Origin of the sequence: Pseudidiomarina sp. (assembly GCF_033722695.1) — a bacterium.
Lineage (GTDB): Bacteria > Pseudomonadota > Gammaproteobacteria > Enterobacterales > Alteromonadaceae > Pseudidiomarina.
The window spans coordinates 26,554-47,468 of the sequence record NZ_JAWVYM010000008.1 but is presented as its reverse complement, the minus strand read 5'-3'; the positions used below and the strand labels follow the sequence as shown (position 1 = coordinate 47,468).

The following is a 20,915-nucleotide window of genomic DNA, read 5'->3' as shown; positions in this document are numbered from 1 at the left end:
CTAAGCAGGATCAGTTCCTAAAGATCATTAGTATTTAAAAGAGATCTTTTGTTTTGATCTTTTATTACTATTACTACTAGCAATGACTTTTCTGTGGATAAGCGCTTTGAGGCCATATTTGGCAAGGATCACAAGGATCAGTAAAGCTGTGTTCAGATGATGATCCTTGCGGTGATCAAACGGTGGATAACCAGTACACTTACCCACAGGGCGGGTTATTCACATAGTTATACAGCGGCTATCTACAGAGCTTATGCCTACTTATTCTGCTTTTATACACATCTGTTCGGTAAAAGATCGTGCCCATGTTGATGCTTTTTTGGCCGGATCATCGATCGACATATCAATTTCAAGCCGATCCTGGAGTCGTTGTGCTCCTGCTTTGGCCAATTGTTCGTCACAATCTCGCCCCGCTGCGCAATAGGTGTCATAACAGCTGTCGCCGATTGCAATAACGCCATACCGTAAGGGTTTGAGATCCGGTTGCTTGCTGTGCAGCTGCTCAGCAAAATCCAGCATGCTGTCGGCATAGTCACCAGCACCGTGGCAGGCGACACAACACAGCCACACGCTATCTTGATTAATGCTGCTGGTGAGTTGCTGATAGTCGGGTTCGTAGTGCAGTTCAGTGGTAAAACCATCTTGCTGGAGTTGCGCGGCAAGCTGATCAGCCAGGTACTCGGTATTTCCTGAGGTGGTGGCGACTAAGATGTCTATTTTGTGGTGCATGGTGATCTCGTATTTAAAAAACGATAAATTGCTGAATTTTTAGGGCAGCGTCCATGGTATCAGGATCTAAACATTGGTACAGTCACCGGCTTCTATTCTAATTATAACAACAGATACCCTATCTTTATGAAATCAAAACTATTCTTGCTAGGTGCTGTGCTTGTGGCGACGGCGCAATTTACGGTGTTACCGGCTTATGCTGAGTCGGCTATTCAGCAAACCAAGGGAGACTTTGTTGATAAATTCCGGCAGCTTGATGAGAGCTTGCCAACTCCAAACGTTTATCGCAGCGCAGCAGGCGAGCCGGGCGAAAAATACTGGCAGCAGCGTGCTGATTATACAATAGATGTGCGGCTTGACGAAGCGAAGCGGCGGCTTGAGGCTGCTGAGGTTATTACCTACCACAACAACTCACCACATACGTTGAAGTACATCTGGATTCAGCTTGATCAGAACATCTTCCGCGGCGATTCGATCGCTGAGCGTACAGCTACGTTTTCCAGTAAGCCGGAAAAAAGCCTGGGCGGTATCGACAAGCCGGCCCGCATCAGTCTGAACGATCTGCGCCGTCAGCAGTTTATGGCTGATAACGAGCTTGGCTTTGAGATCAGCAAGGTTGCCGATCGCCTGGGTAAAGCCCTGGATTTTGTCATTGTCGGGACCAATATGCGGGTTGATTTACCGCAGCCTCTGAAGCCCGGTCAGCAAACTCAGCTGGCGATTGATTTTGGCTTCAATATTGTTGAAGAAGATGCCGTTGGCGCCCGCTCTGGCTACGAACACTTCCCTGATGATGCCCGCGAAGGCGGCAATGACATCTTCCTATTAGCGCAGTGGTATCCGCGGGTTGCAGCCTTTACCGATTATGAAGCCTGGACCAATAAAGAATTTCTGGGTCGGGGCGAATTCACTATGGAATTCGGTGATTTTGAAGTCAGTATTGATGTGCCGGCTGATCATATCGTATCGGCTACCGGCGAGCTAGCGAACGCCCGCGAGGTGTTAACCCCCGAGCAGCGGAAGCGCCTGAAACAGTCTGAAGACGCTAAGCGTCCGGTGTTTATCGTGACGCCGGAAGAAGCGCTGGCGAATGAAGCTGAAGGCACAACGGAACGTAAAGTGTGGCGCTTTAAGGCTGATGATGTGCGCGATTTTGCCTGGGCTTCATCACGCAAGTTCATCTGGGATGCGCGCGGCTATCAGCAGGGTGGCAGTGTTCAGCCGCTGGTTATGGCGATGTCCTTCTATCCCAAAGAAGGCGGCGAGCTGTGGCAGAAATACTCCACCGAATCGGTGATTCATACCATGGATGTGTACGGCCGCTTTTCATTCGATTATCCATACCCGACTGCCCAGTCGGTCAATGGACCGGTGGGTGGCATGGAATATCCGATGATCACCTTTAATGGCCCGCGTACTGAGTTGCAGGACGACGGCAGCCGTACGTACTCGCTGTCGGAAAAACGCTTCCTGATTGGCGTGGTTATTCATGAAATCGGGCATATCTACTTCCCGATGATAGTGAATTCTGATGAACGTCAATGGACCTGGATGGATGAAGGCTTAAACAGCTTTCTTGATGGTGTCGCGGGCCGCGAATGGGATCCGTCGATTCCATGGGGCGTCGAGCCGCGTTCGATTGTCGATTATATGAAATCGACTAACCAGGTGCCGATCATGACCCAGTCTGACAGCGTGCTGAACCTGGGTCCGAACGCGTACACCAAGCCGGCCGCTGCCCTGAATATACTGCGCGAAGTAATTCTGGGCCGTGAACTCTTTGATTATGCCTTTAAGGAATATTCTGAGCGCTGGATGTTTAAGCGTCCGACCCCGGCGGACTTTTTCCGGACCATGGAAGAAGCTTCAGGTGTTGATCTGGACTGGTTCTGGCGCGGCTGGTTCTACTCCACGGATCATGTCGATATTGCGCTGCAACGGGTCTATAAGCTGCAGTTGGATACCCAGGATCCGGACATTGACTGGGAGCGTCGTCGCCAGGAAGAAGCCGATAAACCAGTATCTTTGTTCGAACAGCGCAACAAGGCTGAAGGCCGCCGCACCTGGGTAGAACTCAACACCGATGTGCGTGATTTCTACGATGAGAACGATCCGTTTACGGTGACCAATAAGCAGCGCAATGAATACCAGAAGTTTCTGGAGAAGCTGGAACCCTGGGAGCGTCAGGCATTTGAACGCGCTATTGAAGAAGACCAGAACTACTACGTACTGGAATTTGAAAACCTTGGTGGCCTGGTGATGCCAATTCTGCTGGAAGCGACTTATGCTGACGGCTCAACGGAACTGCTGGAAATGCCGGCGGAGATCTGGCGCCGCAACGCCAAGGCGGTAAGCAAGCTGATCGTCACTGAAAAGGAAGTCGTTAGCTTTGCCGTGGATCCGAACTGGGAAACAGCGGATGTGGATATCGAGAACAACTATTATCCGCGTAAGATCATTCCGTCTCGTATCGAAGCCTTTAAGTCAGAACGCAAAAAAGATCATATTTCCCGCGATCTGATGCAGGAAGCCAAAGAGAAGCTGAATTGATGCGGCATATTATTGTTGTGTTATTAGGGCTGATGCTGATAGGCCAGGCGTCGGCCCATCAGTTGAAAACCGCCATTACCACGGTGTTGTTTAATGAACGCACGGGTAATATTGAAGTGATGCATAAGTTTTCACTGCACGATGCCGAGCATGCAGTGCAGCAGCTGTTCGATAAAGCCGCCAATATGCATACCAACGATAATACCCGTCAGCAGTTCAGCGAATATGTACTGGCGCGCTTTAAGATGAGCGATTCCGATGGCCAGTCACTGCCACTGGACGTGGTGGGCTATCAGGTCGACGGCGCGGATTTCTGGGTTTATCAGGAAACGCCAATTCCCAATGATTTAACCGGTCTGCAAATTAAGCATCAGGCGCTGCAGGATGTCTGGGCCAACCAGCAAAACCTAGTCAATGTGGAAGGCCGTGGCTCTATTCAGAGCCTGCGATTTTCGGCTGGTGATGACTGGCAGCGGGTCGACTTTGCGATATAGACTAAGCTAGCGTAAGTTATAAGCTAATCTTGTTGCCCGGAGATCAAGGATTATGCTGCGTACGATTCTGGCTTTTGTGATTGCGATTATTGCGGCGGCACTGGTTGCCAGTGTTATTCAGACCCAGTTTAATCTGGCGGCATTGTCGGAGCTGACTCTGGATATCGACATGAATACCCGAATTTCGACGATTATCCACGATATTATCAATTTTTCGCCGACGATCGCCGTTATTCTTCTCGTCGCGTTACTGATTGGCTTCCCGGTTGCCTACCTGCTGGCGCAGCGCTGGCCTGACTATGAACGCTGGCTTTTTATGGCAGCGGGCGGTGTTGGCCTGGCTATCGCTTTCACCGTGGTGGATGCCATCGCGCCGATGCCGACCTTGATCGCGGCCAACCGCACCTTATTGGGTTTTGTGCTGATGAGCCTGACCGGCGTGCTGGCGGGCTGGGTTTTTGATCGCCTCTGGCACCCGCGCAGCGATGAACTGAAGGAGCCCGTCGCATGAAAGCAGTAATCACCACTGTATTACTCTCATTGTTTACGGTATTGCCGGCACAGGCGCAAGTTGCCAGTAATAATTATCAGGCCGAAGAAATCGTTACCGGATTGCACTATCCCTGGTCAGTTGCCAGCCTGCCAGAAGGCGGCTGGCTGGTTACCGAACGAAGCGGACAACTACAGCATGTAACAACCGAGGGCACAGTGACACCGGTCGCAGCCGAGCTCCCTGATCTCTTTGTTGAGGGCCAGGCGGGCTTGTTCGAGCTGCAACTGGCACCGGATTTTGCGACCAGCCGGGCCGTGGTGGTCAGCTATGCCTGCGGTACCGAAGATGCCAATAACACCTGCGTGATCCGGGGTGTTATCCCTGAGGATTTACCCTACCGGCTGACCGACGTACAGGTGATCTTTGCCGCTAAGCCTAAAAAAGCGGGCGGCGCTCATTATGGCGGGCGCATGACCTGGCTGGCTGACGGCACCCTGCTAATCGGTTTGGGTGACGGCTTTGATTACCGCGAGCAGGCGCAGAATCTCGATAATCATTTGGGTACTATTGTCCGCATTCACCCTGACGGCAGTGTGCCTGATGATAACCCCTATCTGCATAAACAGGCGCCAGAAATATACAGCTATGGCCATCGCAATGTGCAGGGGCTGGTATATGATTCCGCACGCGACGCCATCTGGCAGCATGAACACGGACCGCGCGGTGGAGACGAGCTGAATAAGATTATCGCCGGTAAAAACTACGGTTGGCCGCTGGTTAGTTACGGCATCGATTATAGCGGCGCCAAGGTCACGCCCTTTGAGGATCTGCCGGGGCTGGTATCGCCTTTATATCACTGGACGCCCTCCCTGGCTCCAGCTGGCCTGGCTTTGTATAGCGGAGATGCACTGCAGGGGTGGGACGGTGATTTGCTGGTGGCCCATCTGGTCGGCCGTCGCCTGCAGCGCTTCAGCCAGGATGAAAACGGCGACTGGCAGCTGACCGAAGAATTACTTAATGATTACGGCGCGCGTCTGCGGGCAGTGCATGTCGGCCATGACGGCGCGGTTTATGTGCTGACTGACAGTGAGCAAGGCGTGCTGCTGCGAATTACACAACAGAGGTAGTGACAAATGAAAAGTGCGTGCGGTTGGTTTGGCGCGGCGATAAGTGTGCTGGTGGTATGCGTTTTACTGACGCCGGCAGCCAAAGCTTATGGCGGTTCCGGGCATGAGCTGTTCTGCCAGATGGCTTATGAGTTAAGCCAGCCGGCGACTCAGCGCAAACTGGATGCGATGGCCGATGCCCATCCGGATTATGAGAATTTTGCCAGCATATGTAACTGGGCCGACCATATAAAGAGCGATGATCGCTGGGGCTACGCCAGCCCCCATCATTATGTGAACTTTGCCCGCACCGCCGATAAGGTCACAGAACTCGACTGCCCCTCGCAGGGCTGCATTCTGTCCGCCATCATGCACCATTATAACGTTCTGCAGTACAACCAGGACAGTTGGACATCGCTGGCTTTTCTGGCCCATTTTATCGGTGATCTGCATCAGCCCTTGCATGTCAGTTATGCCGATGATCGGGGCGGCAACCGGGCGCAGCTCGATTTTTACGGAGAGCCGTCCAATCTGCACTGGGTGTGGGACAGCGGGATGCTGAATAAGCGCGGGGTTGAGCCGATGAAGCAGAAAGTTTCTGCCTTGCTTAATGGTGTCAGCCCCCTTGCTCAGGCGGTTGCGCTGAAGCGTGAGACGGTGCTGGAGTGGGCCAATGAGTCGGCGGCTATTACCCGCGGGGTCTATACGGATTTCAGCAAATACCAGCAGGTTGATGACAGCTATACGGCGCTATACGGTCCGGTATTGGAGCAGCGTCTGCAACAAGGCGCGCAGCGCTTGGCGGCGGTACTGGATCATATCTATGGGGAGAAAAACTAAAACGGGCTCAGGCTTTTGAGCTGATCCGTTGAGGGGTGCGCTGCTGACTGCCATCTGCACCGTACAGGCTGCCACCACCGGTGGCATCGCGCAGAATATTCAGCATATGTTGGTTATGGTGCAGACGGTGTTGAATGAGCTCACCGTTAAGGCCGTTGAGGCGTGTAGTGCGATCCGCAAGGTCAATGAATTGCTTCCAGATGGGCAAGCAGTTGGCTTGTGCGGCAGCCTGCTGGGCACCGGCTGCGTCATCGCTGTAACCTAATTTAATCTGGGCCTGGCGGCGGAGCTGTTCAGCACGCTCCAGTTCCTCATAGAGTTGGCGTTTATCTTCGGCAATTTGTTGCAGCCGCTCGCCGTCAACCTTGCCTTCTGCTAACACGGCTTGTTCCTGCTCCAGCTGCTGCAATAACCGCTGCAGGCGATCACATTGTTGTTCTAACAGCCGGGGCAGACTCATGAGTAATTATTCAACTTCGCCGGTCAGACCGTCGTTCATACTGCGGAGCAGAGATTCGGCGATATTTTCCGTATTCATAGAAAGACGACCATCGCGAATCGCTTCGCGCAATTCTTCTACGCGGGCCATATCGATATCCTGGCTGGCATCCTGTGGCAACTGGCTGAAATGGGTGACCACATCGCCCTGGGCACCGGTAGCCTTGCTCTTGTCAGCAGCCGACGTATTACGCGTAGCCTGCGACGAGCGATTTTGCTCAGTCTGACTGACGCTAGTAGGTGGTTGAAATCCATTCACTTTCACAGTGAGCTACCTCTTAAATTTGTTTGCTGACAAGATTATCGGCAGTAACGAAAAAACCTTTAATCTTATTGTCCGGCGCTGACCGGGCGGGCCTGCCGCGGACCAGTTACTTCAACCCGAAGCACCAGCCGGTTATCGACTTTGACCCTGATTATATCACCAGCAGCGCCAGTATCCAGCGACTTGCCGGTACGCTGAATGGAAAACCCGTTGCCGGCTGCAGTAATAGTAACGGGATCGCCAAAGCTGACCAGTCTGGGCTTTTCCAGCAACGTGCCCTGCAGCGGTGTACCGGCGCTGAGGTTGCGGCGTAACTGCTGACCGCGCAGCGGTTCCGAGGCGAGCATGGCGTGGCGGGGTAAATCGCTTAGCTGGCCGCGCTGAACCGACACGTCAGCCTGCTGCAGCTTTTCACCCTGCATCAGATCCCGGGCGGCGACCAGATAATCCACTGTCGCATCCACTTCAATTTGCACCAGATGCTGGCGGGAACGATCAGCGCAAGTGACGCTGACCACCAGCCGGCCCACCATCTGCTCAGGGATATGATTCAGAAACGCCAAGGGTTTATGACACCCGGTTAATAAGTTGAGGGTTCGGTCATTACTGAGCAGGCTAACCTCGTGCGCGACATAGTCGGCGGGGATACGCTCAGCGATAGCCTGCCTGACCGCCACCAGCCAGGGTTCTTCTGCGGGCTGGCTTGGTGCCGCGGCCACGGCTGTTGGTAAGCAGGCCAATAGCAGTAATAGAGCAAGAGTACGCATCTGAGTTCCATCCGGATTATTTCTTATGTCCAGAGTATAACTAGCTGCGCAAGCAGCCAACCTTAGAAATGGCGCAATAAAAGCCGCTTTTTCTTCGCTTTGTATTGTCTCGGGTAGAAGTAATCTTCATGGTGAAGAGGAGGGTCTGCAACATGATCGACAAATTAAATAATGCATTGCAGTTTCAGCAGCAGGCACTGGCCCTGCGCGCGCAGCGCCATGAAGTGTTGTCGGGCAACATCGCCAATGCCGATACGCCCAATTATAAAGCCCGGGATTTTAATTTTGCGGCCGAGCTCAAACGCGCCACCGCATCGCAGTCTGGCGGGGGCCTGCAACTGGCGACCACCAGCCACGGACATCTCACGTCTAATGGGGCGAATGGCGTAGCGCCACAGATGCAATATCGCGCGCCCTCCCAATCGCGAATGGATGGCAATACCGTCGAAATGGATATTGAGCGCACGCATTTTCTCGATAACTCGTTGCGCTATCAAGCGGATATTCAGTTTTTTGACGATCGAATAACGGGCATGCGCAAAGCCATGCAGTCAGAACGATAACCGCAGCCTGAACGGAGCACAAAAAAAATGGCTAACTTTTCAATTTTTGACATCGCCGGGTCAGCACTGGCAGCGCAGTCGCAGCGCATGAACGTGGCGGCCAGTAATATGGCCAATGCCAACAGTGTGAGTGGCCCCAACGGTGAAGCCTATCGCGCCAGGCAGGTGATCTTTGAACAGCAGTTGCAGGCTAATGGCATGAGCGCTGTCAAAGTGCAGCAGGTTATTGAATCTGACGCGCCCGGTCGCCGCGAGTACCAGCCGGGGCATCCGCTGGCCGATGAGGCAGGCTACGTAACGATGTCGAATGTCGATCCGGTCGGTGAGATGGTCAATATGATTTCCGCATCGCGCTCGTATCAGGCCAACGTTGAAGTACTCAATACCAGTAAAGATTTGATGATGCGTACGCTGTCGATTGGTAAAAGCTGAGGACGCTAACCTATGAATACTATAGATACCGCAGTACTAAATCAGGCGAACCGTAGCCCCAACGCCGGCGTCGCTTCCAACAGTGCCGAGATGCGTGACAACTTCATGACCCTGCTGGTTACGCAGTTGCGTAATCAGGATCCGCTGAACCCGATGGAAAACAACGAAATGACATCGCAGCTGGCGCAGATTAATACCGTCAGCGGCATTGAGTCACTCAACGATACCATGCAGACGATCAACGGCCAGATGGATACCGCCAAGGCCATGCAGGCGGCCGGGCTTATCGGCAAAGCGGTGCTGGTACCCGGCGACAAACTTCTGGTAGGTGAGAGCGGGCAGACCACCCCGTTTGGTATCGAGCTTGATGCGCCTGCCGGTGATGTGAAGGTCAATATTTACAACAACTCCGGCATGCTGGTGCGGCAGCTTGATTTTGATCAGGTTGGCAGTGGTTCGCAGTCCTTTGTCTGGGACGGCGTGATGGCCGACGGCAGCCCGGCCCCGGCCGGATCCTATAAGTTCAGCGTCGAAGCTAGCAATGACGACGTTTCGGTCGGTTTTAAACAACTTAATTATGCGCAGGTGATGGCAGTGAGTAATACCGCCAACGGTTTGCGTCTCGATTTAGGCGGAATATTTGAGCCGGTACGGCTAGAAGACATCCGGCAAATTATTTGATCAGCGTGATCACAAACAGCAAAAATTAAGGAGCTCATCATGGGTTTTTCACAAGCACTTTCAGGATTACGCGCAGCAGCAGTTAACCTTGACGTGATCAGTAACAACATTGCCAACTCACAAATCGTTGGTTTTAAAAGCTCCCGCGCGCAGTTCTCGGATATTTTCGCCAATGCGCAGGTTGGTTTGGGTACCCGGATAGCTGCCGTATTGCAGGATTTTAGCGACGGTAACCTGGAAACGACCAACCGCTCAATGGACTTAGCCATTACCGGTAAAGGCATGTTTCGCTTTGAACAGGCCGGCCAGGTGCAGTATTCGCGCAACGGGCAGCTGAGTATGGATAAGAATGGCTATGTGGTAAACGTGCAAGGTGCGCGCTTAACCGGTTATCCGGCGGGCGTCGATGTAGGTGGTCAGCCGGAAGTTCTGCGGGTGCCAGCCCAGGGCCTGGCAGCTAGCGCCACGACCCAGATCCGCTCGACCTTCAACCTGGATGCATCAACGCCGATTCTGGATCCGGCCACTGTGACTTTCGATCCAACTGACGCCAGTACCTACTCTTATACCAACAGTATTACTTTGTATGACTCGTTGGGTAATCCGCAGCAAGCGCAGGTGTATTTCTCGAAAGTCGGCACCAACGAGTGGCAGGTGCGTTTGGGCCGTAATGGCGAAGTGGCGCCTGAAGTCGGCACCGCCGAATTTAACGGCAACGGTGTAATGATCAACACGACTAGTCTGGACGCGTTCACTTTTAGCCCCGGCGAGGGTGCCGATGATATGTCGCTGGCGCTGGATCTGAACAACACCACCCAGTTTTCTAACGCGTTTGAATTAACCAATGTATCTCAGAACGGTTTTCCCTCAGGCACCCTGATGCAGATTCAGGTAAATGATGCTGGCGAAATTGTCGGCACCTACTCCAATGAGCAGCAGCGGGTACTGGGCACCATCGCCCTGGCCAATTTCCAGAGTCTGGAAGGGCTGCAGCCAGTGGGTGATAACGCTTTTATCGAAACCACTAAGTCTGGCGAACCGATTATTTCAGTTCCTGGTATTGGTCAGTTCGGTTCCATCATGTCCGGAGCTGTGGAAGCGTCGAACGTGGATTTGACCCAGGAACTGGTCGCCATGATTATTGCGCAGCGTAACTACCAGGCCAACGCGCAGAGCATCAAGTCGCAGGATGAAGCCCTGCAGACCACGATGAACCTTCGTTAACAGTTAGCGTTTCTGATTAGGGGCAAGCTATGGATGCCATCTTATATACCGGAATGAACGGCGCGCGCTCAACGCTCGACGAACAGACGGTGATTACCAATAACCTGGCGAATGTGTCCACCAGTGGCTTTCGTGCCCAGTTAGCGGCAGCCCGTTCGGTGCCGGTAAACGGCCCGGGTGTGCATGATACCCGCGTGGCGACTGCCACCGGCACCGGCCTGTTTGATACCACTGCAGGGCCGGTCCAGACTACCGGGCGGGAGCTGGATGTCGCGCTGCAGGGTAACGCCTGGCTGGCGGTGCAGACCCCGGCCGGTGAAGCCTATACCCGCCGCGGCGACCTGCAGGTGGACGCGGAAGGCATGCTGAAAGTACAGGGCATGCCGGTGCTTGGTCAGGGCGGTCCGGTGATGGTTCCACTTGGGACCCAATTATCGATTGGTAATGATGGCACCATCAGCGGTATTGGTTTAGGCGCTGACCCGGATGAACTGGTGCCGCTGGAGCGCCTGAAGCTGGTCACTGTCGGTGATGCACAGCTGCTCGAGCGCGGCGAAGATGGTTGGTTCCGCGGCATCAATAACGCAGTGCTGGCGCAGGATGAAACCGCACAGTTGCGCTCAGGTGCACTGGAGGGCAGTAATGTCAACGCGGTCGATGCCATGGTGGCCATGATTGATAACCAGCGCCGCTACGAAATGCAGATGAACTTTATTAATAAAGCCGATGAAACCGCAAAACAGGCGAACAGCCTGTTGTCGGTTCGGGGCTGAGCAGGGGTTAACTTATGATTAAGTCATTATGGACGGCAAAAACCGGGCTAAGCGCGCAGCAGCAACAGCTGGACGTGATCACCAACAACCTGGCTAACGTCAACACCACTGGCTTCAAACGTTCGCGCGCCGTGTTTGAAGATTTGCTTTATCAGAACATGCGCCAGCCTGGTGCCATGAATAATGCCCAGGACGCGCTACCGTCAGGTCTTCAGACAGGTACTGGTGTGCGCGCGGTAGCCACTGAACGTTTGCATACTCAGGGCAGCCTGAATAACACCGAGAACTCACGTGATCTGGCCATCAGCGGCAAAGGCTTTTTTCAGGTGCTGATGCCCGACGGCAATATTGCCTATACCCGCGATGGCAGTTTTCAGGTGAATGAAGACGGCCAGATGGTTACAGCCAATGGTCACCCGCTGGAACCGGCTATCTTCCTGCCAGCTAATGCCATGAGCGTCACTATTGGTGAAGACGGTATCGTTACCGTTAAGCAGCCGGGCGTTGCTGACAACCAACAGGTTGGTCAGATTAGTCTGGCGACCTTTATGAATGAGACCGGCCTGGAAGCTGTTGGCGGCAACCTGTATGTGGAAACCGCATCGTCCGGAGCTCCAACTGAGTCGCTGCCTGGTATGAACGGCACCGGAACCTTATATCAGGGCTTTGTTGAGGCTTCAAACGTGAACGTGGTTGAAGAAATGGTCAATATGATCCAGACCCAGCGCGCTTATGAAATCAACAGCCGTGCGGTACAGACCAGTGATGAGATGCTGGGCCGGTTAGGGCAGCTGTGATGAACACGTCCGCGCGCCTGATATCTTTAGCAGCGCTTATGGCGGGTTTATCCGCCTGCACCAATGTACCGGATCCGGTGTTAGTAGAACCCTACGCGCCGGTGGCGGTGCCGCAGCCTGCGCCGGCGGTGCCAAATGGTGCGATTTACCAGGCTCAGCAAGGCTATATCCCCTTGTTTGAAGACCAACGGCCGCGGCGGGTTGGCGATATCCTCACCATCATGCTCGAAGAAGAAGTCAACGCCACCAAGAGTTCAGCCAGCCAAGCCACCCGTAATAGCTCCATGGGCGTTGATCTTTCCGGTTTGCCCGATGCGCTCGAGCAGCTGGCTGAGTATGGCTTTGCTGTCAGCAGTGACAACGAATTTAGTGGTGCGGGTAACTCCAGCGCCAATAATCGCTTTTCCGGAACTATTACTGTCACCGTGATGGAAGTGCTCTATAACGGTAACCTGCGGGTGCGCGGTGAGAAACAAATCGCGATTAACCAGGGTACCGAAGTTATCCGGTTTTCGGGAACTGTGGACCCGCGCAATATTAACGGCCTGAACAATGTGGTCTCGACCGCGGTCGCTGATGCGCGGTTGGAATATCTGGGCGGCGGATATATCAGTGAAGCCCAGCGAATGGGCTGGCTGCAACGGTTCTTTAATAAAATTGCGCCGTTTTAGGCTGGTTTAGATATTTAGGAGTGAGCGCAATGCGTCGCATATTAGTGACTAAATTACTGACTGGATTATCGGCTTTATTGTTGGCAAGTATGTTTAGCAGCGCTGCTGCGGCAGCTGAGCGGTTAAAGGACATCGCCAGCTTCGGTGGCGTGCGGACTAATGATCTGGTTGGTTACGGTTTAGTGGTTGGCCTTGATGGTACCGGCGACCAGACCATGCAGGCACCTTTTACCGGCCAGAGTATGACTAATATGCTCACGCAGTTAGGCGTTTCGATTCCGCCGGGTACTAATATGCAGCTACGCAATGTGGCCGGGGTTATCGTAACGGCCAAGGTGCCGGCTTTCGCGCGACCCGGGCAACAGGTCGACGTAGTCGTGTCATCCATTGGTAATGCCCGCAGTTTACGTGGCGGTACGCTATTAATGACCCCGCTCAAGGGTGTCGATGGCAACGTCTACGCGCTGGCGCAGGGTAATCTGCTGATTACCGGTATTTCGGCCGAAGCGCAGGGCTCGTCCGCCGTGATTAACCATCAGTCAGCCGGTCGTATCACTGGCGGAGCCACAATTGAGCGCGCAATAGAAGTCGATCTGGGTCGTAGCCAGGGGATTCTGGAACTGAATCTGAAAGAGGCGGACTTCACCACAGCATTGCGCGCCGTTGAACGTATTAATGATGAGTTTGGCTACCAGGTTGCCCAGGCCATCAACGGTGGCACCATCACCCTTGAAGGGCCGGCGACTGCCAATGAGCGGGTGCGGTTTATGGCGCGCATCGAAAATATTGAAGTGAATCCCGCCGATGCGACGGCCCGGGTGGTCTTGAATTCCCGCACCGGTTCAGTCGTGCTGAACGGTGCTGTACGGCTGCGTCAGGCGGCTGTTGCTCATGGCAACCTGTCTGTGACGATTACCCGCCGTCCGGTGGTCAGCCAGCCACCGCCATTCAGCGGCGGCGAGACAGTAACCGCCGAAGTAGCGGATATCGAAATTCAGCAGGAAGAAGCCTCACTGCAGGTGGTTGAAGGTACCGAGCTGATGGAAGTGGTGCAGGCCCTGAACAACCTGGGCGCCACGCCATCTGATCTGATGGCTATCCTGCAGGCCCTGGAGGCTTCAGGTGCGCTGCGCGCTAAATTGGAGATTATCTGATGAGCAGCACCATCACCGGGCTGGCCATGGATACCCAGCAACTGGCGCAGTTGAAAACCGATAGCCAGCGGCGTCCGTACGAGGCCGCCAAAGCTGCCGCCACCCAGTTCGAAGCGTTGTTTTTACAGCAGATGATGAAGTCGATGCGGGAAGCCGGTGGCGACTCCGTGTTTTTTAACACTAACGCCATGAAAACCTATACTGAAATGTTCGATCAACAAATGTCGTCGGAGCTGGCCAGCAAGGGTATTGGTTTAGCGGACCGACTCTTTGCGCAACTACAGCAAAAGCCGTGAATAAGGCTCAAGTTAACGGCTGCAATGCCGATAACCAGGGGTATCATCAGAGGGTATATCCATGAGTATTTTTTCCATCGGCCTGAGTGGCCTGCACGCAGCGCAAACCGCCCTGCATGCCACCAGTGGCAACATCAGTAACGTCTATACGCCGGGCTATAACCGCGAAGTGGTGCTGCTGGGCGAAAACAACGGCAATGGCGTTAAAGTGAATGATGTGCAGCGGCAGTTCAATCAGTTTGTCGCAACCCGCCTTAACGCAGCCAGTGGCTCACTGGCGTCGCTGGACACTTATGGTACTCAACTGAGACAGATCGATAACTTGCTGTCGGATGACCAGGCCGGCCTGGCACCGCTGATGCAGAAGTTTTTTAGCGCTCTCGGGCAGATGGCAAGTAATCCCGGTGATCCAGCAGCCCGGCAGGGTGTGGTGGGAACCGCCAGTACCATGGTTTCGCAGTTCAGCTCTTTCGGCAATTATCTGGATGACATTGGTCGGGGCGTTAATGAGCAGATTGCCCAGGAAGTTACCGGAATAAATAGTCTGACCAGTCAGATCGCTCGCCTAAACGATGAAATTCAGCTAGCCCGGGGCAGTGAGGGTAATGCACCGAACAGCCTTTTGAACCAGCGTGATAACCTCGTGCACGAACTAAGCCAGCGTATCGATATTCGGGTGAATGAGCAGGATTCGGGCTCTTATACGGTCGCTTTGGGGAATGGCATGCCACTGGTTTCATCAGGCACGCCATATCAATTGCAGGCTGGCGCTGGCCAGGCAGATCCGACGCGGACCATGGTGTCTTATGTTGATGGGTCCGGTAATCCGCGAGAGCTGAGCGAAGATCACTTTAAACGGGGCAAGCTAAGCGGACTATTTGAATTTCGCAGCGAAAGCCTTGATAAAATGCAAAACCAGTTAGGTCAGCTTGCCTATTCGCTAGCCACTGCGTTCAATGAAGTCCATCAGCAAGGCGTTGATCTGAACCAGCAACCAGGCGGCGCGTTATTCGGCATCGGTGACCCAAGCGTGTTTAGTCATACCCGCAATACCGGTGGTGTTGAAGCCGCGGTTAGCATTACCGATACCAGCGCGCTGATGAGCACGGGTTTCGATATACGTTACGGTGACGATGGCTATACAGTAACGCGCCGGGATAACGGTAAAGCCGTGGCAGTGACTTTCGATGCTGCGACTAATAGCCTCAGTTTTGGCGGGGTAGAACTCACGCTTAACGGCACGCCAGCTAGCGGTGACAGGTTTCTCGTGGAGCCGCTTAATAATGTGGTGAGTCAGTTCGAACTACTGATTACCGAAGGCTCTGAGTTGGCCGCGGCACAGTCAAACAGCACCGGCGATAACCGTAATGCGCTGGCCCTGCTGGAGCTGCAGAATCAGCGGCTGGTGCAGGGCAATGCGACCTTTAATCAAGCCTACGCCGGGATGATTAGTACCGCCGGTAACCAGATGAGCGTGGTGCAGGCTAATCTTGCTGCGCAGCAGGGTCTCACTGATCAGCTTAACGCCTTGCAGCAGTCAGAATCGGGGGTCAACCTGGACGAGGAAGCGGCCAACCTGATCCGTTATCAGCAATATTATCAGGCCAACGCGAAAGTAATTGAAACCGGATCAACCATCCTCGATACGATTCTGAGCCTGCGTTAACCCTAGCGGAGTAGCCTTATGCGAATTAGTACTTTAACGATTTATAATCAACATACTTCATCAATGAATAAGCAGCAGGCTGACGTGATGAAAGTTGGTCAGCAAATAGCCAGCGGCAAACGCGTGACGACTATTTCTGACGATCCCCAGGCGATGACGCAAGCCGTCGCGTTAAGCCAGTCGCAGGCGGTTACCCAGCAGTTTGTTGATGCCCGCATTGGGGTTCGCAACTCGCTCGGCCAGGAAGAAAGTGTACTGAATAGTGTCACCGAAATTTACAGCCGCGCCAAAACGTTAATGGTGCAGGCAGCTAACGGAACCTTGGGCGATGCCGATCGCGCTTCCGTTGGCAGCGAGTTAAAAAGTCTGTATGAGTCACTTGTTGGTCTGGCAAATAGTGGTGATGGCAATGGCCGCTATCTGTTTGGCGGTTACCAGGATGACACGGCGCCGTTTATCCGGCAGCCCGATGGCTCAGTTAGCTTTAATGGCAGTACCGAAATCAGAGAGCAACGGGTGGATGCCGACCGGTTAATGCCCACGGGACATACTGGCGACGAGATTTTTCGTCAGGTCCATAGCAGTGCCGGTTACCTTGTCGATGCGAGCCCGGCGAATGCGGGCACCATGACCTTTGGTGCAGCCGAGATTCTGGACCCTTCTGACCCGCAGTTCGGACAGGCTTTTGACTTGAGCTTTGGCGGTACCGCGGCCGCGCCGACCTATTCCGTTAATGGTGGCGCCGCAGTTGCTTATACGGCGCCGCAGGATATTGCGGTTGGTGGCCTCAGGGTTCGCCTGGAAGGGCAGCCAGCAGCTGGCGATACGCTTCGTATCGCGCCGGCTGATCAGGGTAACACTGATATTTTTAAAACCTTTGAGCGGGCCATAGCGGCATTAGATACCCCGGCGATAACGGCTTCCGATAAGGCAAATCTGCGAAATAGCATCCATGTGGTAATGAACGAACTCGATAACGGACTGGAGAACGTGCTGACTGTGCGGGCGGAAGTCGGAGCCCGTTTTAATGAGCTCGATACGCTGGACGCAATATCGTCGAACCGGATGATCGGCTATAAACAGGCCATGTCTGATCTGGTAGATCTCAACTATGTTGAGGCGGCGTCCGAGTACAGCATGCGGATGGTGGGCTTACAGGCAGCGCAGCAGTCGTTTGCCAAAGTGAAGGATTTAAGTTTGTTTAACTACCTGCGCTAAGCGCAGGTAGGGCCCGCTTACAAAGTCACCAGCACCTTCTCGACCATATCAAGACCAACCTGGAACATTCGCTGTAAATAAGTCCCCAGCTCAGTCATTAATACCAGCAGCAACACCAGCCCCAGGGTTAATGACATCGGGAAGCCAATCGAAAACACCGTTAACTGAGGTGCCGAGCGGTTCAGAATACCCAGGGTCAGGTTCACGATCAGCAGCGCGCCGAATACCGGTAACGCCAGCAGGATACCCGCACTGAATATCACCGCGCCAAACCGGGCGATAAGCTCGAAGGCATCAGCGTTCATACCTATGGTGCCAATGGGCAGCATAATGAAGGATCGTGCCAGTACCTCCAGCAACAGCAGATGGCCGTCAATAGCCAGAAACATCAGCATGGAGAATACATAGAACAGGCGCGACAGAATCATCGTATTAGCGCCACTGTCAGGCGAAAAGAAGGTGGCGAAGGCGAGGCCCATCTGTAGGCCGATAAACTCTCCAGCGGCCTGAATAGCGGCAAAAACCACTTGCATGACCAGGCCGATAGCCACTCCGATTAGCAGCTGTTCAACAATAATTCCGAAGCTTTCCCAGGAAAACAAAGGCACATCCGGTAATGGTGGCAGCAGTGGGCTGATAACAACCGTAAAGATCAGCGCCAGACCGAGTTTTATCTGGCGCGGCAAGCTTGAGTGACTCAGTACCGGAGCAATCAGCAGCACCCCGCTAAAGCGGCAGAAGGGCCAGAGGAACAGACTGATCCAGTGTTCAAGTTGGGCGAACGTGATGGTTAACATCTGGATGACCCGCTATTGGATCATAATGGGAATGTTGGTGAACAGGCGCGTGGTAAAATCGATAATGAGCTGCAGCAGATAAGGGCCAATGGCAACCAGTACCGCAATAACGCCAAGAATTTTAGGAATAAATGAAAGCGTCATCTCGTTAATCTGCGTAGCCGCCTGAAACAGGCTGATGAGCAGACCCAGCAGCAGCGCCGTCAGCAACAGCGGGCCAGCCAGGAACAGGCAGACCTGCATCGCCTGATAAGCGATGGTCATGACCGTTTCTGGTGTCATGCCGGCTCCCTAAACATAAAAGCTTCTCGCCAGCGAGCCAATCAATAGCCCCCAACCGTCGACTAACACAAAGAGCATGAGCTTAAATGGAAGCGATATAGTCGCCGGTGGCACCATCATCATACCCAGTGCCATCAACACACTGGCGACGACCAGATCGATAATCAGGAACGGAATAAAAATAGTAAAACCGATCTGGAAAGCCGTTTTCAGTTCACTGGTCACGAACGATGGCACCAGCACGTAAAATGGCACGTCATCCGGATTTTGCAGCGGGCCAACATTAGCCAGGCCGGCAAACAACGCCAGGTCGGGCTCGCGGGTCTGCGCCATCATGAATTCCCGCAGTGGCTCTGAAGCCAGCGTAAAAAACTGCGTCAGGTCAATGGTGTCGTTGCTTAAGGGGATCCAGGCGGTATCGTAAATCTGGTTAAATACCGGCGCCATAATGAAAGATGTCAGAAACAGCGATAATCCCAGTAGCACCTGATTCGGCGGCGCAGATTGCGTGCCTATCGCGGTGCGCAACAGACTGAATACGATGATCAGCCGGATAAAGCAGGTCATCATCAGTACGACAGCCGGAATAAAGGCCAGACTGGTAAGTAGTATGAGGGTCTGTAGCGGCAATGACCACTTCTGGCCGCCTTCCGGCGTCGGTTCGCTGATGATACCGGGAATACTTTGGGCGAACAGGTCGGCGGGAAATAGCAGCACCAACAGCGCGATGGCAAGAATACGCATTAGTCTGAACGCCCGTCCTTATTGCTTAACTGTTTACCCAGTGCCTGCTGAAAGCGCCTGGCAAATCCCTGTCCGTCGTCTTTGGTTGCAGAGGCTTGCGCTGGCATGTCATGAAGTTTACGCACCTGGCCGCTGGCTACGCCCAGTACTAACCAGGTTTCGCCAACGCTGACAATGACCACCCGTTCACGCTGGCCAACGCCAACGCTGCCGACTACTTTCAGTAAGCCGCTGCCGCCCTGTGCCACGCCGGAAAAGCGGCGAAACAACCAGGCACAACCCAGAATCACCAGAATAATGAAGATTAGAATTAAGGTAACCTGGCCAAATAGTGCCAGGCCGCCGGTCAGCTCGGGTGCTTCGGTCGTGTTCATCGGTTCAGCTTCTGCACACGTTCGGACGGCGTCACGATTTCGGTAATCCGGATGCCGTATTTGTCATCAAGCACGACCACTTCACCCTGCGCAATCAGGTAGCCGTTGATGAGGATATCCATCGGTTCACCGGCCAGGCCATCGAGTTCAACCACCGAGCCCTGAGCCAGCTCCAATAGCTGCTTGATGGTAATACGGGTGCGCCCCAGCTCGACACTAAGCTTGACCGGAATATCCATAATAATATCCAGATCATTCATGGTGCCGCCGGTGGCGGTGTTATCCAGGGGCTTAAAAACTTTCTGGCTGTCACTGGCTGGCGCGCTTTGCTGCTCTTCAGCGAGCGCATCAGCCCAGGGATCCTGATCCTGATCCGCAGGGGACTGGTCTTGCTCTTGGTCTTGGTCTTTATTTGTCATGGTCAGACTCCTTGGTACGCAGCACCGCGGTTGGAAATTGATGGTTTTCTAATAAATGCTTCACTTTCAGGGCGCGGTGGTCGTTCACGCTGCCAAACTCACATTCCAGCACGGGTAACGCATTAACGGTCGCGGTCACGGTGTCAGGCAATTCCACCGGCAGTACATCGCCCGGCTTTAAAGACATGACTTGCGGTAACCGCAAGGGGATATCAAGAAAATTGGCAACCAGCTCAATGGAAGATGATTTCAGCTCTTGGGAAATACGCTGACGCCAGGCTTTATCGTTGCTGTAGCCAGTATCAGCGCGCAGGTTGGTTAACTTGTCACGCAGTGGCTCCACCATCGAGTAGGGCATGCAAATCTTAAAGTTACTTTCTAACTGGCCAACTTCCAGGTGAAAGGTGGTGGTTACCACTATCTCACTCGGCGAACTGGTGATCGCGGCAAACTTCGGCTGCATTTCCGAACGGATAAAGGTGATTTCCAGCGGATGCACCGCGCGCCAGGATTCCTGATAAGCGTCAATGGCCAGGTTCAGTACCCGGCTGATAATACGTTGCTCAGTGCCGGTAAACTCCCGCGCTTCGTTGCGGGTCATAAAGCGGCCATCCCCACCAAACAGGTTCTCGACAATCATTGAAACCATCGGATGAGGGAACACCACCAGAGCGCTACCACGGAGCGGCTTCATGGCGATAATATTGAGGTTTGTTGGCGATGGGGTGGCATCGGCAAAATCACTGAAGCGCTGATAACGCACAGATTCGACGCTGATGTCAGCGTTGCGGCGCAACAGATTGAACAAATTCATACGGAACTGGCGGGCAAATCGCTCGTTGATTACTTCCAGCGTATGCAGGCGCTCACGCACCACACGGTTCTGAGAAGCCGGGTCAAACGGCCGCTGCCGAGCCTTCGCTTTGGCTTTTGGCTGGCGCACAGGCGCTTCCGCCGGCGCTGTATCCTCGGTGGTCTCAATATCAATGGCATCATCATCGTCAGAATCGGGCTCGGCAGCAACGCCGCTTAACAACGCATCGAGTTCATCCTGACTTAAGTGGTTATCACTACTCATAGCA

Annotated in this window: 26 protein-coding genes; 16 read left to right on the top strand and 10 right to left on the bottom strand. The window is 53.8% G+C overall.

Features of this window, described 5'->3' with window-relative positions:
* Positions 1-261: 261 nt before the first annotated feature.
* Positions 262-729: a flavodoxin domain-containing protein gene (locus R3196_RS04950; RefSeq protein WP_318935550.1), complete on the bottom strand. Its 468-nt coding sequence runs from the start codon at positions 727-729 to the stop codon at positions 262-264.
* Between the two features lie 126 nt (positions 730-855).
* On the opposite strand from R3196_RS04950, the gene R3196_RS04945 reads away from it, so the two are divergent.
* Genes R3196_RS04945 through R3196_RS04925 form a run of 5 tightly spaced genes read left to right on the top strand, consistent with a single transcriptional unit; the run spans position 856 to position 6,212 of the window.
* Positions 856-3,279, top strand: coding sequence for a M1 family metallopeptidase (locus R3196_RS04945; protein ID WP_318935549.1), 2,424 nt, complete (start codon positions 856-858; stop codon positions 3,277-3,279).
* Positions 3,279-3,773 (top strand): DUF6702 family protein, encoded by a 495-nt coding sequence (locus R3196_RS04940; RefSeq protein ID WP_318935548.1) that lies wholly within the window; start codon positions 3,279-3,281, stop codon positions 3,771-3,773. The genes R3196_RS04945 and R3196_RS04940 overlap by 1 nt, the downstream gene beginning before the upstream one ends.
* A 52-nt stretch (positions 3,774-3,825) precedes the next feature.
* On the top strand, positions 3,826-4,284 hold the full coding sequence (locus R3196_RS04935) for a hypothetical protein (protein WP_318935547.1): 459 nt from the start codon (positions 3,826-3,828) through the stop codon (positions 4,282-4,284).
* Positions 4,281-5,393, top strand: coding sequence for a PQQ-dependent sugar dehydrogenase (locus tag R3196_RS04930; RefSeq protein ID WP_318935546.1), 1,113 nt, complete (start codon positions 4,281-4,283; stop codon positions 5,391-5,393). The genes R3196_RS04935 and R3196_RS04930 overlap by 4 nt, the downstream gene beginning before the upstream one ends.
* A gap of 6 nt (positions 5,394-5,399) precedes the next feature.
* Positions 5,400-6,212 carry a S1/P1 nuclease gene (locus R3196_RS04925; protein WP_318935545.1) on the top strand — a complete coding sequence of 271 codons (813 nt, stop codon included), beginning with the start codon at positions 5,400-5,402 and terminating at the stop codon, positions 6,210-6,212.
* Between the two features lie 7 nt (positions 6,213-6,219).
* Here the strand turns inward: R3196_RS04925 and R3196_RS04920 are convergent, their stop codons facing one another.
* The 3 genes from R3196_RS04920 to flgA form a co-directional block, all read right to left on the bottom strand.
* The gene (locus R3196_RS04920) at positions 6,220-6,672 is read right to left on the bottom strand and encodes a flagellar protein FlgN (protein ID WP_318935544.1); all 453 of its coding nucleotides are present in this window, start codon (positions 6,670-6,672) and stop codon (positions 6,220-6,222) included.
* Between the two features lie 6 nt (positions 6,673-6,678).
* Positions 6,679-6,975, bottom strand: a complete 297-nt coding sequence (gene flgM, locus R3196_RS04915; RefSeq protein WP_318935543.1) for a flagellar biosynthesis anti-sigma factor FlgM — start codon at positions 6,973-6,975, stop codon at positions 6,679-6,681.
* A 65-nt stretch (positions 6,976-7,040) separates the two neighbouring features.
* Positions 7,041-7,742: a flagellar basal body P-ring formation chaperone FlgA gene (gene flgA, locus R3196_RS04910; protein ID WP_318935542.1), complete on the bottom strand. Its 702-nt coding sequence runs from the start codon at positions 7,740-7,742 to the stop codon at positions 7,041-7,043.
* A gap of 152 nt (positions 7,743-7,894) precedes the next feature.
* On the opposite strand from flgA, the gene flgB reads away from it, so the two are divergent.
* The 11 genes from flgB to flgL all read left to right on the top strand — a co-directional run bounded on the left by flgB (position 7,895) and on the right by flgL (position 17,217).
* The gene (gene flgB / locus R3196_RS04905; RefSeq protein ID WP_318935541.1) at positions 7,895-8,305 is read left to right on the top strand and encodes a flagellar basal body rod protein FlgB; all 411 of its coding nucleotides are present in this window, start codon (positions 7,895-7,897) and stop codon (positions 8,303-8,305) included.
* 27 nt (positions 8,306-8,332) lie between these two features.
* Entirely contained in the window at positions 8,333-8,737 is a 405-nt protein-coding gene (gene flgC, locus R3196_RS04900) for a flagellar basal body rod protein FlgC (protein WP_318935540.1), read from the top strand.
* A gap of 12 nt (positions 8,738-8,749) precedes the next feature.
* Positions 8,750-9,418, top strand: coding sequence for a flagellar hook assembly protein FlgD (locus R3196_RS04895; RefSeq protein WP_318935539.1), 669 nt, complete (start codon positions 8,750-8,752; stop codon positions 9,416-9,418).
* A 39-nt stretch (positions 9,419-9,457) separates the two neighbouring features.
* The gene (gene flgE, locus R3196_RS04890) at positions 9,458-10,642 is read left to right on the top strand and encodes a flagellar hook protein FlgE (RefSeq protein ID WP_318935538.1); all 1,185 of its coding nucleotides are present in this window, start codon (positions 9,458-9,460) and stop codon (positions 10,640-10,642) included.
* Positions 10,643-10,671: 29 nt separating this feature from the next.
* Entirely contained in the window at positions 10,672-11,415 is a 744-nt protein-coding gene (locus R3196_RS04885) for a flagellar basal body rod protein FlgF (protein WP_318935537.1), read from the top strand.
* Between the two features lie 14 nt (positions 11,416-11,429).
* Positions 11,430-12,212 carry a flagellar basal-body rod protein FlgG gene (flgG, locus tag R3196_RS04880; protein ID WP_318935536.1) on the top strand — a complete coding sequence of 261 codons (783 nt, stop codon included), beginning with the start codon at positions 11,430-11,432 and terminating at the stop codon, positions 12,210-12,212.
* Positions 12,213-12,250: 38 nt separating this feature from the next.
* A complete protein-coding gene (locus R3196_RS04875) occupies positions 12,251-12,883 on the top strand; it encodes a flagellar basal body L-ring protein FlgH (protein WP_318935535.1) in 633 nt (210 codons plus the stop codon).
* 29 nt (positions 12,884-12,912) lie between these two features.
* Positions 12,913-14,037: a flagellar basal body P-ring protein FlgI gene (locus R3196_RS04870; RefSeq protein WP_318935534.1), complete on the top strand. Its 1,125-nt coding sequence runs from the start codon at positions 12,913-12,915 to the stop codon at positions 14,035-14,037.
* Positions 14,037-14,333, top strand: a complete 297-nt coding sequence (locus R3196_RS04865) for a rod-binding protein (protein WP_318935533.1) — start codon at positions 14,037-14,039, stop codon at positions 14,331-14,333. Before R3196_RS04870 ends, R3196_RS04865 begins: the two co-directional genes overlap by 1 nt.
* A gap of 61 nt (positions 14,334-14,394) precedes the next feature.
* Positions 14,395-15,999, top strand: a complete 1,605-nt coding sequence (gene flgK, locus R3196_RS04860; RefSeq protein ID WP_318935532.1) for a flagellar hook-associated protein FlgK — start codon at positions 14,395-14,397, stop codon at positions 15,997-15,999.
* A gap of 18 nt (positions 16,000-16,017) precedes the next feature.
* Positions 16,018-17,217, top strand: coding sequence for a flagellar hook-associated protein FlgL (flgL, locus tag R3196_RS04855; protein WP_318935531.1), 1,200 nt, complete (start codon positions 16,018-16,020; stop codon positions 17,215-17,217).
* 17 nt (positions 17,218-17,234) lie between these two features.
* On the opposite strand, the gene fliR is transcribed toward flgL, so the two are convergent.
* From fliR to fliM, 6 genes are read right to left on the bottom strand one after another with little or no spacing between them, the layout of a single operon-like run.
* Complete coding sequence (fliR, locus tag R3196_RS04850) at positions 17,235-18,014, bottom strand: flagellar biosynthetic protein FliR (RefSeq protein WP_318935530.1); 780 nt, start codon at positions 18,012-18,014, stop codon at positions 17,235-17,237.
* 12 nt (positions 18,015-18,026) lie between these two features.
* The gene (gene fliQ, locus R3196_RS04845; protein WP_318935529.1) at positions 18,027-18,296 is read right to left on the bottom strand and encodes a flagellar biosynthesis protein FliQ; all 270 of its coding nucleotides are present in this window, start codon (positions 18,294-18,296) and stop codon (positions 18,027-18,029) included.
* A gap of 9 nt (positions 18,297-18,305) precedes the next feature.
* Entirely contained in the window at positions 18,306-19,040 is a 735-nt protein-coding gene (gene fliP, locus R3196_RS04840; RefSeq protein WP_318935528.1) for a flagellar type III secretion system pore protein FliP, read from the bottom strand.
* Positions 19,040-19,414: a flagellar biosynthetic protein FliO gene (fliO, locus tag R3196_RS04835; RefSeq protein WP_318935527.1), complete on the bottom strand. Its 375-nt coding sequence runs from the start codon at positions 19,412-19,414 to the stop codon at positions 19,040-19,042. Before fliO ends, fliP begins: the two co-directional genes overlap by 1 nt.
* Positions 19,411-19,833, bottom strand: coding sequence for a flagellar motor switch protein FliN (gene fliN / locus R3196_RS04830; protein ID WP_318935526.1), 423 nt, complete (start codon positions 19,831-19,833; stop codon positions 19,411-19,413). The genes fliO and fliN overlap by 4 nt, the downstream gene beginning before the upstream one ends.
* Entirely contained in the window at positions 19,823-20,911 is a 1,089-nt protein-coding gene (gene fliM / locus R3196_RS04825; protein ID WP_318935525.1) for a flagellar motor switch protein FliM, read from the bottom strand. The genes fliN and fliM overlap by 11 nt, the downstream gene beginning before the upstream one ends.
* Positions 20,912-20,915 lie beyond the last annotated feature (4 nt).

Excerpts from the sequence above, each read along its gene's own strand:
- flgB (WP_318935541.1), top strand. The coding sequence starts at position 7,895 with ATGATCGACAAATTAAATAATGCATTGCAGTTTCAGCAGCAGGCACTG.
- R3196_RS04935 (WP_318935547.1), top strand. The coding sequence starts at position 3,826 with ATGCTGCGTACGATTCTGGCTTTTGTGATTGCGATTATTGCGGCGGCA.
- fliO (WP_318935527.1), bottom strand. The coding sequence starts at position 19,414 with ATGAACACGACCGAAGCACCCGAGCTGACCGGCGGCCTGGCACTATTT.
- R3196_RS04945 (WP_318935549.1), top strand. The coding sequence starts at position 856 with ATGAAATCAAAACTATTCTTGCTAGGTGCTGTGCTTGTGGCGACGGCG.
- R3196_RS04925 (WP_318935545.1), top strand. The coding sequence starts at position 5,400 with ATGAAAAGTGCGTGCGGTTGGTTTGGCGCGGCGATAAGTGTGCTGGTG.
- R3196_RS04870 (WP_318935534.1), top strand. The coding sequence starts at position 12,913 with ATGCGTCGCATATTAGTGACTAAATTACTGACTGGATTATCGGCTTTA.
- flgL (WP_318935531.1), top strand. The coding sequence starts at position 16,018 with ATGCGAATTAGTACTTTAACGATTTATAATCAACATACTTCATCAATG.
- fliR (WP_318935530.1), bottom strand. The coding sequence starts at position 18,014 with ATGTTAACCATCACGTTCGCCCAACTTGAACACTGGATCAGTCTGTTC.
- flgE (WP_318935538.1), top strand. The coding sequence starts at position 9,458 with ATGGGTTTTTCACAAGCACTTTCAGGATTACGCGCAGCAGCAGTTAAC.
- R3196_RS04895 (WP_318935539.1), top strand. The coding sequence starts at position 8,750 with ATGAATACTATAGATACCGCAGTACTAAATCAGGCGAACCGTAGCCCC.
- R3196_RS04950 (WP_318935550.1), bottom strand. The coding sequence starts at position 729 with ATGCACCACAAAATAGACATCTTAGTCGCCACCACCTCAGGAAATACC.
- fliQ (WP_318935529.1), bottom strand. The coding sequence starts at position 18,296 with ATGACACCAGAAACGGTCATGACCATCGCTTATCAGGCGATGCAGGTC.
- R3196_RS04930 (WP_318935546.1), top strand. The coding sequence starts at position 4,281 with ATGAAAGCAGTAATCACCACTGTATTACTCTCATTGTTTACGGTATTG.
- R3196_RS04920 (WP_318935544.1), bottom strand. The coding sequence starts at position 6,672 with ATGAGTCTGCCCCGGCTGTTAGAACAACAATGTGATCGCCTGCAGCGG.
- flgG (WP_318935536.1), top strand. The coding sequence starts at position 11,430 with ATGATTAAGTCATTATGGACGGCAAAAACCGGGCTAAGCGCGCAGCAG.
- fliN (WP_318935526.1), bottom strand. The coding sequence starts at position 19,833 with ATGACAAATAAAGACCAAGACCAAGAGCAAGACCAGTCCCCTGCGGAT.
- flgA (WP_318935542.1), bottom strand. The coding sequence starts at position 7,742 with ATGCGTACTCTTGCTCTATTACTGCTATTGGCCTGCTTACCAACAGCC.
- flgK (WP_318935532.1), top strand. The coding sequence starts at position 14,395 with ATGAGTATTTTTTCCATCGGCCTGAGTGGCCTGCACGCAGCGCAAACC.
- R3196_RS04875 (WP_318935535.1), top strand. The coding sequence starts at position 12,251 with ATGGCGGGTTTATCCGCCTGCACCAATGTACCGGATCCGGTGTTAGTA.
- R3196_RS04865 (WP_318935533.1), top strand. The coding sequence starts at position 14,037 with ATGAGCAGCACCATCACCGGGCTGGCCATGGATACCCAGCAACTGGCG.
- fliM (WP_318935525.1), bottom strand. The coding sequence starts at position 20,911 with ATGAGTAGTGATAACCACTTAAGTCAGGATGAACTCGATGCGTTGTTA.
- fliP (WP_318935528.1), bottom strand. The coding sequence starts at position 19,040 with ATGCGTATTCTTGCCATCGCGCTGTTGGTGCTGCTATTTCCCGCCGAC.
- R3196_RS04885 (WP_318935537.1), top strand. The coding sequence starts at position 10,672 with ATGGATGCCATCTTATATACCGGAATGAACGGCGCGCGCTCAACGCTC.
- R3196_RS04940 (WP_318935548.1), top strand. The coding sequence starts at position 3,279 with ATGCGGCATATTATTGTTGTGTTATTAGGGCTGATGCTGATAGGCCAG.
- flgC (WP_318935540.1), top strand. The coding sequence starts at position 8,333 with ATGGCTAACTTTTCAATTTTTGACATCGCCGGGTCAGCACTGGCAGCG.